This window comes from Pedobacter sp. T50_32 (assembly GCF_057652195.1).
On record NZ_JBYFBY010000004.1, the window covers coordinates 1 to 15521 of the forward strand.

At 36.4% G+C, this 15521-nt stretch carries 11 protein-coding genes; 1 reads left to right on the forward strand and 10 read right to left on the reverse strand.

All coding sequences use genetic code 11. The annotated features are described in order from the left end of the window. Window positions 1-313: 313 nt before the first annotated feature. Window positions 314-1294, forward strand: coding sequence for an acyl-ACP desaturase (locus tag AC23ME_RS13580; RefSeq protein ID WP_487728319.1), 981 nt, complete (start codon window positions 314-316; stop codon window positions 1292-1294). A gap of 43 nt (window positions 1295-1337) precedes the next feature. Here the strand turns inward: AC23ME_RS13580 and AC23ME_RS13585 are convergent, their stop codons facing one another. The 10 genes from AC23ME_RS13585 to AC23ME_RS13630 form a co-directional block, all read right to left on the reverse strand. Further along, window positions 1338-2261 carry an MBL fold metallo-hydrolase gene (locus AC23ME_RS13585; RefSeq protein ID WP_487728320.1) on the reverse strand — a complete coding sequence of 308 codons (924 nt, stop codon included), beginning with the start codon at window positions 2259-2261 and terminating at the stop codon, window positions 1338-1340. Between the two features lies 1 nt (window position 2262). Continuing rightward, window positions 2263-5625: a methylmalonyl-CoA mutase family protein gene (locus AC23ME_RS13590; RefSeq protein ID WP_487728321.1), complete on the reverse strand. Its 3363-nt coding sequence runs from the start codon at window positions 5623-5625 to the stop codon at window positions 2263-2265. A gap of 202 nt (window positions 5626-5827) precedes the next feature. After that, window positions 5828-7492 carry an alkaline phosphatase PafA gene (gene pafA, locus AC23ME_RS13595; RefSeq protein ID WP_487728322.1) on the reverse strand — a complete coding sequence of 555 codons (1665 nt, stop codon included), beginning with the start codon at window positions 7490-7492 and terminating at the stop codon, window positions 5828-5830. 70 nt (window positions 7493-7562) lie between these two features. After that, window positions 7563-8849 (reverse strand): bifunctional folylpolyglutamate synthase/dihydrofolate synthase, encoded by a 1287-nt coding sequence (locus AC23ME_RS13600; RefSeq protein ID WP_487728323.1) that lies wholly within the window; start codon window positions 8847-8849, stop codon window positions 7563-7565. 17 nt (window positions 8850-8866) lie between these two features. After that, on the reverse strand, window positions 8867-10108 hold the full coding sequence (locus AC23ME_RS13605) for a carboxypeptidase-like regulatory domain-containing protein (RefSeq protein ID WP_487728324.1): 1242 nt from the start codon (window positions 10106-10108) through the stop codon (window positions 8867-8869). 41 nt (window positions 10109-10149) lie between these two features. Beyond that, window positions 10150-10965: an energy transducer TonB family protein gene (locus AC23ME_RS13610; protein WP_487728325.1), complete on the reverse strand. Its 816-nt coding sequence runs from the start codon at window positions 10963-10965 to the stop codon at window positions 10150-10152. 62 nt (window positions 10966-11027) lie between these two features. After that, the gene (locus AC23ME_RS13615; RefSeq protein WP_487728326.1) at window positions 11028-11435 is read right to left on the reverse strand and encodes an ExbD/TolR family protein; all 408 of its coding nucleotides are present in this window, start codon (window positions 11433-11435) and stop codon (window positions 11028-11030) included. Next, the gene (locus AC23ME_RS13620) at window positions 11435-12145 is read right to left on the reverse strand and encodes a MotA/TolQ/ExbB proton channel family protein (protein ID WP_487728327.1); all 711 of its coding nucleotides are present in this window, start codon (window positions 12143-12145) and stop codon (window positions 11435-11437) included. Before AC23ME_RS13620 ends, AC23ME_RS13615 begins: the two co-directional genes overlap by 1 nt. A gap of 6 nt (window positions 12146-12151) precedes the next feature. Continuing rightward, window positions 12152-13786, reverse strand: coding sequence for a hypothetical protein (locus AC23ME_RS13625; RefSeq protein ID WP_487728328.1), 1635 nt, complete (start codon window positions 13784-13786; stop codon window positions 12152-12154). A 26-nt stretch (window positions 13787-13812) separates the two neighbouring features. Beyond that, the gene (locus AC23ME_RS13630; RefSeq protein ID WP_487728329.1) at window positions 13813-15519 is read right to left on the reverse strand and encodes a hypothetical protein; all 1707 of its coding nucleotides are present in this window, start codon (window positions 15517-15519) and stop codon (window positions 13813-13815) included. Window positions 15520-15521 lie beyond the last annotated feature (2 nt).

The following is a 15521-nucleotide window of genomic DNA, read 5'->3' on the forward strand; positions in this document are numbered from 1 at the left end:
TGCGGTAACACGTGGGAGAGTAGGTCGGTGCCTAAACCTACAGCCCCCCTTCAGAAATGATCGGGGGCTTTTTTGTGAACCAAAAAATCGGAGAACAGCGGAATGGAAGACAGTGTGCTAAACATTCGCACTGGCTGTTTCTCTACTTCAAAATCGGGTAATAAGTCTATTTATTTGTTTTTGGACTTAAATAGTTAGCTTAAAATTTGATTTTCATCATTATTTAATATTAAAATTCTGTAATTAAATGGATAGATTCCTCTATGCCATATAATTTGGTTATCTTTGTAGATTATAAATCATATACACATAGATGAGTTTTTTTGTTGAAAAGAGAAGGGAAGTAATGCAGCATATTGAGAAATATATGCTAGAAATGATGCCTGAATATCTAAAGCCTATTGATGAAATTTGGCAACCGTCTGATTTTTTGCCAGATGCTAGCAAAGAGGATTTTTTCAATAAAGTAAAAGACTTACAACAAAGTGCAAGTGAATTATCTTATGATTTGGTTGCAGTGTTAATTGGTGATACAATTACTGAGGAAGCCTTACCTACATATGAATCATGGTTAGCTATGGTTGATGGTGTAAGTAGAGACGAAGAAGGCGGTTGGATGAAGTGGAACCGTCACTGGACAGCTGAGGAAAATAGACACGGAGATTTATTGAATAAGTATCTTTATTTATCTGGCCGTGTTGATATGCGCCAAATGGAGATGTCTACTCAGTATTTGATTGCTGATGGTTTTGATATTGGTACAGGTCACGATCCTTATAGGAATTTCATTTACACATCTTTTCAAGAAATGGCTACAAATGTTTCTCATAGACGTGTAGCTTCTTTAGCAAAGAAAGATGGTGATACTTTACTATCTAAAATGTGTGGAGTAATTGCTTCTGATGAAGCTAGGCATGCTAAAGCTTATAAAGATTTCATTAAGCAGATTTTTGCAGTAGATGCAAATGAAGCAATGCTAGCTTTTGATGATATGATGAAGAAGAAAATTGTGATGCCAGCTCATTTCTTAAGAGAAGTTGGTTTGCCTATTGGACAAGTTTTTGGTCATTTTACGGATGCAGCGCAACGTTTAGGAGTTTACACAGCTGTTGATTACGTGGATATCTTAAAACAATTAATCGTTGATTGGAATATAGAAGGGGTAAGGGAATTAAATGAAGCTGGAGAGAAGGCTAGAGATTATATCATGAAACTTCCAGACCGATTATTGAGAGTTGCTGAAAGAATGAAAAATCCAACTATCGATTACAAGTTCAAGTGGATTTTAGCATAAGATACTAACAAGAAAGCCTCGAGATTTATTCGAGGCTTTCTTGTTAGTAATAAGATTTTCCTTGTTCGGCCACATTAAATTTTTGTCGCAATGTATGCCTTTTCGCTTCTAATTGCCTCATTAACGGATTGGTATGATTAAAGTGGATGAAATGTATTTTACGCGTAATTGCTTCACCCTCGTTTTTAAATAATTGAATTGTTTCCGAAACAAATGGATGTGGAACTTCAGCGATTGGCCTATTGTTTAGTTCTTTGTTATCAAAAAAAGTTGCGTCTAAAAAGGCATAATTAACTTTCTTAACTTCTTCAATTATACTTTTATTCCATTTGCTCCATTTATCTATATCTGGTATAAACAACACTTTTTTATCATTTAAATCTATATTAAAGCCAACTGTTTCAGAGTATTCATCACGATGTGGTACTGTTAGTGCAGTAAATTGGATGTTATCTAAGTTTATTGGAGTACCATTAGTAAGTTCTACTAAATTGATGTTTTTTAAGTTTACCAATTGACTCCAAGGGCCATTCGTTTCCAAAAACTTTTTGAATTTTGGCATTACATAAACTTTTAACTGTTTTGTATTCATCACTTCTTTACCAAAGTGCATTAAACCAGTATAATGACCCATGTGTGCATGAGTCAGAAAAACTCCTTCTGGTAGATATGGATACTGGTTATCAGTAAGCCTTTGGAAATCATTTAACTGAAATTTAATATCTGGAGTTGCTTCTAATAACCACCATTTTTTAGAAGAAGGGTTTACAACTGCTAGGGCGGTAACATTTTTTCTAAGTTTTAAACTTGACCAAGCTTGCGTGCAACATACTTTTTGGCAACCAAGGTGAGGATATCCGCCATCTTGTGCCACACCTAAAACTATAATATACGGTTTGGTCATTTGTGCATAGATACACGTGACGAAAGCAAAAAATAAAAGAAGGGTATATGTGATTTTTTTCATATTACATATTACGTCTGTATTGCCCACCAACTTCATATAACGCATTGCTGATTTGACCTAATGAGCAAATCTTGCAGACTTCCATTAGTGTTTCGAAAATGTTCTCGCCAGCTATGGCAGCTCTTTGTAGATTTTTTAAGGCTTCTGACGCTTGATCATTATTTCTCTTTTGAAATGCTTCTAGTGTGGCTATCTGAAATTGTTTTTCATCCTCTGTAGCCCGAATAACTTCGCCTGGTACAATAGTAGGAGAACCGTTTTTATTCAGAAATGTGTTTACACCAACAATTGGAAATTCTCCCGTATGCTTTAGTGTTTCGTAATAAAGACTTTCCTCTTGAATCTTACCACGTTGGTACATGGTTTCCATAGCTCCTAAAACACCACCTCTGTCGTTAATTCGTTTAAATTCTGCCAATACAGCATCTTCTACCAAATCAGTTAGTTCTTCGATAATAAAGGCACCCTGTAAAGGATTTTCATTCTTTGCTAAGCCTAGTTCCCTATTAATAATCAGTTGTATGGCCATCGCCCTGCGAACAGATTCTTCTGTTGGCGTGGTAATGGCTTCGTCATAAGCGTTAGTGTGTAATGAATTGCAATTGTCGTAGATGGCATAAAGTGCCTGTAAGGTAGTTCTGATATCATTGAAATCGATCTCTTGAGCGTGTAACGAACGGCCAGAAGTTTGAATATGGTATTTCAGTTTCTGTGACCTGTCATTTCCTTTGTACTTATTCTTGATTGCTTTTGCCCAAATTCTTCGTGCTACGCGACCAATAACAGCATATTCCGGGTCGATTCCATTGCTGAAGAAAAATGATAAGTTTGGTGCAAAATCATCGATATGCATTCCTCTACTTAAATAATATTCTACGAAAGTGAACCCATTACTTAATGTAAAAGCTAATTGTGAAATTGGATTTGCTCCAGCTTCTGCAATATGATAACCAGAAATAGAAACTGAATAGAAATTTCGAACTTTCTCTGTGATGAAGTATTGCTGAATATCGCCCATCATCCTCAATGCAAACTCTGTAGAGAAAATACACGTGTTTTGAGCCTGATCTTCTTTTAAAATATCTGCTTGGACTGTACCACGAACGGAACTTATTGCCTTTGCTTTAATTTGTTCGTAAATATCTTGCGAAAGGACTTGGTCACCAGTTACACCCAAAAGAAATAAACCTAAGCCATTATTTCCTTCGGGAAGTGCTCCGTTGTAGCTAGGTCTAGTAATTCCCTTTGTTTGGTATATTTTATTGATTTTATCATTAACTTCTTGTTGTAAGCTATTTTCGATGATGTATTTCTCACATTGTTGGTCTATGGCGGCGTTCATGAAAAATCCTAATAGCATTGGTGCAGGTCCATTAATGGTCATAGATACCGAAGTACTTGCAGCGCAAAGATCAAAACCTGAATAGAGTTTCTTTGCGTCATCTAAAGTGGCAATACTTACACCAGAATTACCAATTTTACCGTAAATATCAGGACGTAAATGTGGATCTTCTCCATATAAAGTCACAGAATCGAAAGCAGTAGATAAGCGATGGGCTGGTTGACCTAAAGACACATAGTGAAATCTTTTGTTGGTTCTTTCAGGTCCACCTTCGCCAGCAAACATACGGGTAGGATCTTCACCATCACGTTTCAATGGGAATACGCCCGCAGCATACGGAAATTCTCCTGGTAAGTTTTCTGTAAGTAACCATTTTAAAATATCTCCCCAATCTTCGTATCGAGGCAAGGCAACCTTCGGAATTCGTAATTTAGAAAGAGATTCGTAAAATAAGGGTTGTTTAATTTCTTTGTCTCTTACTTTATAAATGAAATTATCTTGTTGATACTGATGTTTTGTGTTGGGCCATTCACGCAACAATCTTCTGCATTCACCATCTAATTGTTCTTCTTGATAATTATAATGTTGTTCTAGGTTTTCAATACTTGAGTTTTCATCTTTTAACAATTGAATTACGCCTCGCAATTGATACATTTTACGAGCTATACTCACTTGCTTTTCTACCCATTCATTGTATTGCTCGCTTGCTTCAGCAATTTCTGAAAGGTATCTTGTTCTCTCCGGTGGAATAATGTAAATTTTCTCAGATTGACTTGAAGTCATCTCCATTTTAGCAGCGAAATCTACTGTTGTTTTTTCTTGGATTTTATTGATCAAAGCAACAAACAGGTTATTCATTCCGGGGTCATTGAACTGAGATGCCATAGTTCCGTAAACCGGAATTTCTTCATCTTTGGCATCGAAGATGTTATGATTACGTTTATATTGCTTTCTTACATCGCGTAGTGCATCCAAAGCGCCTCGTTTATCAAACTTATTGATTGCAACTAGATCAGCAAAGTCTAGCATATCAATTTTTTCCAATTGAGTTGCTGCACCAAATTCTGGCGTCATTACGTACAACGAAACATCGCAGTGTTCTGTAATTTCAGTATCTGATTGTCCGATACCAGAAGTTTCTACAATCACTAAATCAAAACCGGCAGCTTTACAGATATCAATGCTTTCTTGAACATTTTTAGAAAGGGCTAAATTTGCCTGACGAGTAGCTAACGAACGCATATAAACTCTAGGATTATTAATTGCGTTCATCCTAATCCTGTCGCCAAGTAGTGCGCCACCAGTCTTCCTCTTCGAAGGATCTACTGAAATAATGGCAATGCTTTTATCTTTAACTTCAATGAGAAATCGTCTAACCAACTCATCTACTAACGAAGATTTACCTGCGCCACCTGTACCTGTAATTCCCAAAACAGGAGGATTGAATTTTTGATTTTTCTGTAATTCTTTAAGTACGTTGTCAAAATCTTCTGCATTGTTTTCTGCAGAAGATATCAGTCTAGCTATTTTTCTATTCTCTTTTTTTATCAGATTTTCTTTCTCATCACTCAAACCCTTTACAGTTATGAAATCGGTTTTTGCAAGCATATCGTTAATCATTCCTTGCAAACCCATCTTTCTACCGTCGTCTGGTGAATAGATTTTTGAAATGCCGTATTTCTCTAATTCCTTAATTTCATCAGGCAAAATTACACCACCACCGCCAGCAAAAATCTTGATATGACCGGCATTACGTTCCTGTAGCAAATCGTACATATACTTAAAGTACTCTATATGGCCACCTTGATAAGATGTCATTGCGATACCTTGAACATCTTCCTGTATCGCACAATTTACTACTTCGTCTACAGAACGGTTGTGTCCTAAATGAATAACCTCAGCGCCGCTTGATTGCAAAATTCTGCGCATAATGTTAATTGTAGCGTCATGACCATCAAACAATGCAGCAGCAGTTACAAAGCGTATTTTATGATTAGGTTTATATATTTCGATTTTATCCATATAGATCAGATTTCCAAAAGGAAACTATTTAAAAACAATGTTGGTTAGCGTATCAAAGGTAATATTTTGGTACTTCAAAAGGCGATACTCGAAAGTAAAAATAGCGTGGTGTTGTTGTGAAAATCGTATAAAAAAAGCTTGAAAAATAAAAAATCCTCAATTCGACTTATTGAATTGAGGATTTTTTATTGATTTGGTAAATCTATTTCATGAGTTCGGTAATTACCTTGCCGATAGCACCACTAGGTTGTTGGATGCGCAATAAGGCAGACACCGTAGGAGCAATATCAGTCATGTAATATTCTTTGTTGGTTTTGCCAGGTTTAACACCCCATCCCATAAATACATTAGGGATATGACTATCGTAAGGATTCCACGCAGCGTGGCCAGTTCCTGGATTTAAAGTTGGATACCATCCTGCATCTAAAATGATATAAACATCTCCGCTTCTACGTGCATTGTAACCATTTACAATTTTCATCTTTAAATCGTGAGGAAGGCTTGCATTACCTAAGTTTTTTATATCAACTGCGTTTAAAACACCTTCTTGTTTTACTAAATAATCGATACTGAATTGTTTGATTTTGCTATAATCTGCATTTGCTGCTTTAATCGCTTCATTATCAAAAATCAGCTGGTTATTCATTAAAGTAAAAATGGCATCTTTAACTTTAAACTCTTTTAAAATCAAACTATCTAGTTCATTTTTATATTTTCTGGGGTTTAAACCGCCAGCTGGCAATTTATTTTCTTTCGAAAAACCAGGTACATGAGTTACACCATGGTCGGCAGTTAAGAAAAATAAATAGTTTCCTTTGCCAATAGTTTTATCCAAGTAGTTAAAGAAGTCTTCTAAATCTTTATCTAATCTTAAATAAGTATCTTCTAATTCAATAGAGTTTGGTCCAAACTGGTGACCAACATAATCTGTTGATGATAAGCTTACTGCCAAGAAGTCTGTATTTCCAGATAGGCCTAGTTTTTCTGCTGGGATGGCGGCCTTTGCAAATTCCAAAGTAAATGTGTTACCTTGAGGCATGCTACTCATCATCGAATAATTTTTGTTGGCGTATTGTTTAAATAGATGTGGGAAAACTGAGGCTTTCTCATCTTTAAACAAGCGCTCATAGGACTTATCATCAGCTGTGCTTTCTGTGTAAGTTGCGATTGGGTATAAGGTATTCCAATCTTCTGCAAAATACTTATTTGGTAGTTTTCTGGCGTTGAAATCGTTTACCCAGCTTGGCAATTGTCGCATATAGTGCGTGCTGGTAATGAAGCTGCCAGTAGAACCATCGTACCAATAAGAACCGTTTGATGTATGCCCGCCCGGAAGTACTGCACCTCTATCTTTTAGGGAAATGCTAATAACCTTACTTCTGAAATTGGTGGCCATCCTTAACTCATCTGTTACCGTGGTTACCAATAGATTTTTAGGCGACATTAAGCCCGCTTTACTGCTACTGCCAACTGTACTCACACTTTTATCTTCTACACAATAAACATCTCTACCCAGTTGAGGATCGAACCAATTGTTACCAATGATACCATTTATGGCGGGAACTGTACCTGTATAAATAGCAGAGTGACCGCAAGCTGTTAGCGTTGGTGTATAGGGGATTAGGGTGTTTTCGGCGGAAAAACCTTCGTTAACTAGACGTTTGAAACCTCCTTGCCCGTAGCGATTGTAAAAACGATAAAGATAATCCCAACGCATTTGATCTACCACCATACCAACTACTAATTTTGGTCGGGCTATAGTTTGGGGATAAGCAGATGAAGGAGTATTATTTTTTTTCGCTTTTTGAGCATCTACATTATTAGCGAACAAAATTGCTAATGAGAGGTATAAAAATCTAACTTTCATTATGTGTTTGATATGTTTTTGTAAAGGTATTAAATGGATGTTAAGATAATGAGGCGCTATTGTAAATATTCTATATAATTTCGGCAACAACAAAGGTACTTCCGCCTACAAAAATCAAGTCGTCATCTTTAGCATGAATTTTTGCGGAAGAAAGTGCTTCCTCAACGGTATTAAATGTTTCTCCTTTAAGTTGAAAATTACTTGCTTGTTCTGCTAATTCGGTTACAGATAATGCTCTTTCTAGATTTGGCTGACAGAAATAATACATGGCATTTTTCGGAAGTAGCGCTAATACAGCACTGATATCCTTATCCTTCACCATACCTATTACCATATGTAGATTTGAGTATTCAGTCTGTTCGATATTTTGAACGACTTCGCTAATTCCGGCTTTGTTATGACCTGTATCACAAATTATTAAAGGCTTTTTAGCTAATGTTTGCCATCTGCCTTGTAAGCCAGTCAGTTTTTTTACGTTTTTTAAGGCTTGATAAATAGCTTCATCAGGTATTTGATAACCAATTTTCCTCAATTCTTGCACGGTTTCCATCACCGTGAGGATATTTTTTAGCTGATAGGTTCCGGTTAAATCTAATAGTAAACTTTTGAGTAATACCCGGCCTTTTTGGAGGATATCTAGCTTTAAAGTATTGGCTAATTTTGAAATATGATTTGCGCTCAACTCATCTTCCGCAAATACCAAATGAGCATTTTGCTCCTTCGCCTTTTTGATAAAAACAGGATCGGTCTCTGGATGACGTTCTCCAATAACTACAGGTGTGTTTTGTTTAATGATACCTGCTTTCTCGAACGCAATTTCGCCAAAAGTATTCCCTAGCATATTGGTATGATCTAGGCTGATATTGGTAATTACAGATAAGTCTGGATGGATGATGTTGGTAGAGTCTAGTCTACCGCCCAAACCCACTTCGATAACTGCGACGTCTACTTGCGCTTGTTCGAAGTACGAAAAAGCCATTCCAACGGTTACTTCAAAGAATGATGGTTCTATTTTGCTAATTAACTGTTCTTGTTGCTTTACAAAATCGATCACAAATTTTTTAGAAACCATTTTACCGTTTACACGAATACGTTCTCTAAAATCTTTGAGGTGAGGGGAGGTGTATAAGCCCGTTTTATATCCAGCTTTTTGTAAAATAGCAGCTAACATGTGCGATGTTGAGCCCTTCCCATTTGTACCACCAATATGGATGGTTTTGTATTTGTTTTGAGGATTGTCTAAAGCGTTGCAAAGTGCAAGGGTATTATCTAAATCTTTTTTAAATGCAGAAGCACCAATGCGAGTAAACATTGGCAATTTACTATATAAGAAGTCGAGTGTTTTTTGATAGGTCATTTTGTATGCAATATTCGCTAATTTTTTGGCTTTCTTGGTTCAAAATTTTCAGGTAGCATTGTAGAGAGATTATAGAAATCTGAGAAAAATCCTTCAAGACCAATTCCAGCGTTTACGCTATTAATGGTTGGATTTATAACATAAGCCACATTTGACTTTAATTTGAAAACTGATTTTACGTAACCTTCTTTCGTCTTAAAATTTCTACTGAAGCGATCAATTACATTGGCTAAAGGCTGTTTATAAATTACAGAAAACAACGAGTCTTTAGAAGACAAGATCACCTGTCCATTTTTGTTCGTGGCCTTTAAGTCTTCTGCCTTAACGATATCTTTTGATATGATATCGGTATCTGGCTTTAAGATTACAGCTCTAATATGTGAACTAGAATCTCCAAAAAGGCTATTATCTTTATTAATTATGAAGTTTCTTAGTTTATTGTCACCTATTTTTTCACTATCTAATACTTTCAAATATCTCTTTTTCTCAGGGTTTACATCACGTAAAATGCTTCTAATTTCAAAACCTTCTGGTTCTAAATTATTATGATAGAGGGATCTTAAAAAATGTATTATCGAACCATAATAGGCTGCTTCTCTCAGCTTAATTTTTGAGTTGGAAGGTTGCTTCTGTTCTAATTCTGTGAAAAAGGCTTTCCCAAAATACTTTCTATTGAAACCTTTCGCTTCGTAAAATTGCAGATCGTATGCTATAACGTATCCCAGTGCCTGATTTACAATAATGATTGGATTTTTAGCAACCGCATTTAATACAGGTACTTCTCCATGTCGTTCAAACAATCGCAGCTCAATATCCTCTTTGTTTTTTATGATACAACGGTCTGAAAAAGGAGTGATTCCAATGAAAGTTCTCAAAAATGTATTCCAATATTGAGGGTCGTTAGAGACAACTTTGTATCCGCCTTTTATTACAATCTCATTGAGCTGCTTTGATTTTGGTTTGAGTCTAAAATCAATTTTTAAAGGTAACTGAGTAGAGGAGAACGAATAAGAAATTGTTTCATAGCCAACATAACTTATTACTAATTCTTGTTTTCCAATAGGAATATTTGAGATATAAAATAGTCCATCTTTATTAGATGGACTTCCTATGGTTGTGTTGTTGATATAAACATTTGCACCAATGATAAGCTCACCTGTTTCGTTGTCAGTAATTTTTCCAGAAATGGCATTTTGAGCAAATACAACATTACAGAAGCTACTGAATACAACTAAAATAAGAACTCTAACCAAAGTCATAAGAAGTGTATTGATACTTGCGAAGTTACGTTCTGTTAACCTTATTTTACTGTAAACTTAAATGGTACGTAAAAAATGCGAATATCTGGACCTTTTGTGATGGGATTTAAAGAAGCGTTAAGCATAGACCTTTCACATTTATCTTCTAAAGCATTGTTTCTAAACGTACTCCCTCTAGCCCCAGCTTCTGCATTTATGATTCTTCCAGATTTATTCACTTGAATCTTTACCATAATAGTTCCAGTTTCCTGACCATCATCATCGGGTTTTACCAAATTTCTGAAGTTGCTCAATGGCAGCGGTTTATTTCCAAATCCAGAACCTCCTTCACCGTAAAAAGGTGCCAAAGGATCTCCATCTGGATCACCTTGGTTGCCTGGAGTGCTACCTGTACCATCGCCGCCACCAGTTGCGTTGTTCTTTTTGCCCTTGTAAAGTGCATTCGGATTTACAGCTGGCTGTTCAACCTTGTTATCTTGTGTACTGCTTGGGTTAGCATTACTTTTGGTTTCCTTGGTATTTACACTTACTGCTTCTTCGCTATCTTGGGTGGTTAAGTTCTTATCGCTAAGTTGCGATTGGGTACTTTTTGTAGTAGGATCTGGCGTAATCTGGTCAGGTCTTTTGTTGTTGGCATCTGGAGCCATCGAAGGTTCTTCAACACTGGTATAATCAGTTCCCATGCCTTCAACAGAAGTACCATAATTTACCACCATTCCACCCATTCCCAACTCTTCGTTAGGTTCAAACTGCCCAATTATCCATAAAAAACTAAGTGCAATAAATGCACCCATTAGTCCGGTAGAAATGGCTAATGCTTTTGGATAATTATTTTCTTCTTGATGGTTTTGTGCCATGTTTATTTCATCTGTGTATAATATGTTTTTATGGGTCAGATGGCTCTTACCATAATTAAAAATTATGGACGGGTCTTTTGCTCTACAGCCAGAACAACTTTCAATTTCAATTTGTTAGCTACGTCAAACACCTTCATCGTATTTTCTATAGATACACCTCTGGCTACGTACAATACAATAGTTAAATCAGTATCTTGTTGAATTTGACTTTCGATCTGACTTTCCATTGCTTCTAAGCTTACAGGTTTTTTGTCTACGAAATAATTCAAATTTTCATCGATACTTACTGTAATAGATTTTTGGTTATTAGCCTGTTGGCCAGAAGAGGAGCGAGGCAATAACAACTTTACTACTTGCGGATTTACCACAGCAGAAGCCAAGAGGAAAAACAGCATCAAGAAAAACATGATGTCGTTTAAAGCTGCCGTATGCACCTCTACATGACCCTTTTTTCTGTTTTTTAAATTCATTATTTCCCTGGTTCTTCTAATAGATCGATAAAATCAATTGCTTCGGTTTCCATTTTCAGGATGATTTTCTCTACCATCATATTTAAGATATGATAAAGTACATAAGCCATAATACCGATAATTAATCCGGTTGCCGATGTAATCATTTTGGTGTAAAGACCGTCGGAAATTGTACCGATTTCGATAGCTCCTTCTGCAGCCACACGTTGGAAGATTGTAATTACACCAATAATAGTACCCACGAAACCAAGCATTGGTGCAATACCAGCAATGATACCTAAGATGCCGATGTTTTTCTCCAGTTTTGCTACTTCTAGTTTTCCTGTATTTTCAATAGCGCCTTCTATATCTTTAATTGGGCGGCCAATACGTTTTAAGCCTTTCTCTAACATACGAGCCAAGGGAGAAGGCGTATTTTTACACAAAGCGATGGCATTTTCCAATCTACCGTCCTTGATGTTCTGTCTAATTTGGAAAAGTAAATTGGTATCGTCTTTAGATGCCTTACGAACTGTTAAATATCTTTCGGTAAAAATTACCAACGCCAAAAAAGCTAGAAGTGCTAATGGGATCATTACCCAGCCACCTCTAAAAAGTAAATCAATAAAGTGGATTTGCTCTTGCGTTTTAACTGCGGTAGTAGTAACAGCTTGTGCCGTGTCGATCAAATTTTGAGCGGTGTCTTGTAAATTGGCCTGTAATAATATCATTGTGTGTTAGTTGTTTTTAATTTTTTGGACGTAGATTTTAGTGTTTTTAAGCTGCTTGCGAAATTTAACAACGTTCTTTTCTGCAGAATCTATATTGTTGTAAGAAGCAATGCTAATTTTTTTATAAATTTTGCCTGGCATGTTCGCTATTTTAGCATCAAAGCCTCTGCTTTTCATGTAGGCAATATACTCGTCTACTTCAGATTGCTTTGCAAAAGCGGCCGCAATAATGTCGTAGGTGATGGCTGGTTTTGCTTCTGTCTTAGTAGTAGTTACCTTTAAAGTATCTTTTGCGGGTTTTACATCTAAACCAACCTTTTCAGCAGTTTCCATAATGCTATCCGCAAAATCTAAAGAGTCTTGCTGTGTTTTGAGGTTACTGCGTTCAATGGGCACTGCTATTTTCTGATCAGGATTTGTGGTGTTTCTACTGAAGTCTTCAAACAACTCTGGTTTAGCTACATAAGCTATTGCTAATCCTGTCAACAGAATAGCTAAACCAATTAATAACTTTTGATAAAAAGGCATTTTCCTTTCATCTTCTGCGTCATTCGCTATTTCATTCTGATCAAATTCGTTTACTAAAATAGGTTCTTCCTTGATCTTTTCGTTTTTGACGCTGTCGAAATTCCAATCGTGTGTGGTAGAAGTTAGTGTGAAATCTTCAGCAGCTTTGCTAGGAGTATGTTCAGGATCAACTGTATCTTCAGTTTCTTCTTCATTTTTCTCTGGTTCCTGTACATCTTCTTCCGAAACCACGTTTTCTCCATCAAAATCCCAGGTATCGTTGTTGTCTTTCTGCTGTTCAGGCTCAGCTTCAACGCTAGTAGTTGCTGCATTTACTTCCGAAATTTCTTCGAAAACTTCTTCTTCAGTAGCTTCTGGTTGGCTTTCCTCTTGGTTGTTTTCAGAGGTATTATCTACCAGCTCCTCGTTAGTTTCTTCGTTTGTATCGGCTGTGCTTACTTCTGTGATCTCTTCAAAAACTTCCTCTTCAGCAGTTTCAGGCTGGCTTTCGATTTCCTTGTTCTCCGAAACCTCATCTTCAACTATGTTGTCCTCAATTACTTTCTCCGTAAGTTCTTCTTCAACCGCAATTTCTTCTTCAGCAGATTGATTAACTCTACCAATCTCCTGCTCAAATTCTGGAACTTGTACTTGTTCTATCTGAGGCTCTTCCGCTACATTTGGTTGCTCGTTAGTTTCTTCTTTGTTTTGTACAGGTTTTTCAACTTTCGGTAACTCTGCATTTACCGCTGGTAGTGCAAAAAAGTCGAATCCTGTGTTGATATTTTGGTTAGGCGTAAAACTTAATTGATCGTTTACTTTAGCTAATACACCTAAATTTTCTAGAGTGTATTCGCCTTGTTTTAAACCATTATGAATTTCGCCAACAAATTGACTAATAAAATACTTGGCAGAGTCTTCCGAAATACCCCTTTTGTTTTGGATATATTGTACCAGATTGGTATGCTCCAAAACATCATCAGTAAATTCTAATGTATAGCTAGGAGGCAAAAACGAATGTGTCTCTGCATCGTACCTTCCTGGGGTTTTCTTTTTATATAAAGTACCTAAGCCTTCAATTCCAATTTGCTTACGGGTTTTTAAAAGCTCTATCAGGTATTGTAATATATCCATTTGGTAAAATTATAAAATCTAACCTTTTAAAAAGAATAGGTTAAACCGCCAAAGATATTAAATCCATTTAGACGATAATATAAAAATCTGCTGTAATTGGTGTTTAAAATATTATTTGCTTTGGCAAAGGCCGAAAATTTGTTGTTGATTTTGTAATTGGCCCCAATACCTAAATCTACAAAACCTTTTACATTCACGATAGTTTCGTTTGCAAAGTTTGGCGTAGCTGGATAAGTGCCATCTGGGTTTAATGGGTCAGCAGTAAATACTTTTGCTTTGCTATCGTCTTGTATAGCAACAGAAGCATCAAAAGTGAATTTCTTATTAAACACGTACATAAAGTTAGAGCTTACACGCATTTGTGGTCTAAAGTAGCTTTCTCTTTCGGCTCCAGCTTCGTAATCTTCCATGTTTAATTTACCAGTCCATTTTAGGTTGTCGCTTACTTGCACACTTAATTCACCTTCTAAACCTATTACTTTGGTAGTTCCGAAATCGTATATCACATCAAATTTATTAAACGATGCAAAGTTGTTCACGAACAAAGGCATATCCGTAATTTGTTTGCTGTAGAAACGAGCTTTGTAGCCGAAACCTGGTCCGCCAGTACCTTTAATACCACCGCTGATACTTAGTTTTTCTATGCTGTTTTTGATGAAGATGTTATTGTTCAAGAATGGGTTTTCGTCTGTTAAATCTTTCAAAGTATTTCTATTAACGTCACCTTTAACTTCGCCAAATACCTGTAGAAAATCTGGGATAAGCGTAAAATCTGCAGTTACAGCTGGGAAAATTCTGGTACTTGTATTGCTGCCGAATTCTTGTGCAATGTTAGCACCTGCAATAATTTTTACACCACCAGCTTGTATTTTAATGTAAGGATTTACCCTCAGCAAATTGTTTGAAACACTGGTGTTTCTATCTTTAGTACTTCCTAGTTCAGCCGAAGCAGCCAAACCTAAGTTGAAAGTTCTGATACGTTTATTAAGGTAGCCAGTTAATGTTAACGAGTTTTCTTTGGCGCTAAACCTGTCGTTAAACAAATAACCATTCACTTTTGCGGCATAGCTTAAAGCATCTGGATCTGGACTAAATTTGCTGATAGCTTCTCCTTCAACCTCAAAAAAGTTAAGTACTTGCCTTTCAGGATTTGGGTTTAAGCTCAAGTCATTTTCATTGATGCCATAAAAGTACAAGCCGTGTCTTTGGTAGTTTAATTTACCGTTTAAAGTAGCTCTATCGCCAATGCTACGGGCAAAAACATTTAACTGCTGACGGTTTTCATCTTGTTTGTTCAGCTTACCAGATTGCCCAAAGTGCCTAAAGAACGCACCTGCTTGCAAAGCCGGATCTTGACCCATGCCTACATAAGCTTCTGCCAAGAATGTACCTAAATTTCCAAATCCGCCTTTTGCGTAATTGTTCAATAATTCTGTTTTACGTTCATCAGCAACTTTTTGTGCCTGTAACTTTTGTATGTCGGTGTTCAGCTCAAGCTTTCTATCTGTAATTTGATAATTGAATTTAGCCTTGTACGTTTTAATGTTATCTAAATCAGGGCTTCTTCTCAATTTAACCGCCTCAGCCAAAACTGGCTTGTAAGGACGAACAATTTCAATTTCCTCACTTACAGTTTTTTCCGTTTTCTCTGGCGGTTTCACTTCTTGTGCACTTAAATAAGTTGCACCAAAAACTAAGGCAAGCGTTAAATATGTTGTTTTATGTAGTGTCATTG

What these genes read in the sequence shown, in the direction of transcription:
- AC23ME_RS13605 (WP_487728324.1), bottom strand. Translation starts at nt 10,108, where the DNA reads ATGACTTTGGTTAGAGTTCTTATTTTAGTTGTATTCAGTAGCTTCTGT.
- AC23ME_RS13615 (WP_487728326.1), bottom strand. Translation starts at nt 11,435, where the DNA reads ATGAATTTAAAAAACAGAAAAAAGGGTCATGTAGAGGTGCATACGGCA.
- AC23ME_RS13580 (WP_487728319.1), top strand. Translation starts at nt 314, where the DNA reads ATGAGTTTTTTTGTTGAAAAGAGAAGGGAAGTAATGCAGCATATTGAG.
- AC23ME_RS13620 (WP_487728327.1), bottom strand. Translation starts at nt 12,145, where the DNA reads ATGATATTATTACAGGCCAATTTACAAGACACCGCTCAAAATTTGATC.
- AC23ME_RS13590 (WP_487728321.1), bottom strand. Translation starts at nt 5,625, where the DNA reads ATGGATAAAATCGAAATATATAAACCTAATCATAAAATACGCTTTGTA.
- AC23ME_RS13600 (WP_487728323.1), bottom strand. Translation starts at nt 8,849, where the DNA reads ATGACCTATCAAAAAACACTCGACTTCTTATATAGTAAATTGCCAATG.
- AC23ME_RS13610 (WP_487728325.1), bottom strand. Translation starts at nt 10,965, where the DNA reads ATGGCACAAAACCATCAAGAAGAAAATAATTATCCAAAAGCATTAGCC.
- AC23ME_RS13585 (WP_487728320.1), bottom strand. Translation starts at nt 2,261, where the DNA reads ATGAAAAAAATCACATATACCCTTCTTTTATTTTTTGCTTTCGTCACG.
- AC23ME_RS13625 (WP_487728328.1), bottom strand. Translation starts at nt 13,786, where the DNA reads ATGGATATATTACAATACCTGATAGAGCTTTTAAAAACCCGTAAGCAA.
- AC23ME_RS13630 (WP_487728329.1), bottom strand. Translation starts at nt 15,519, where the DNA reads ATGACACTACATAAAACAACATATTTAACGCTTGCCTTAGTTTTTGGT.
- pafA (WP_487728322.1), bottom strand. Translation starts at nt 7,492, where the DNA reads ATGAAAGTTAGATTTTTATACCTCTCATTAGCAATTTTGTTCGCTAAT.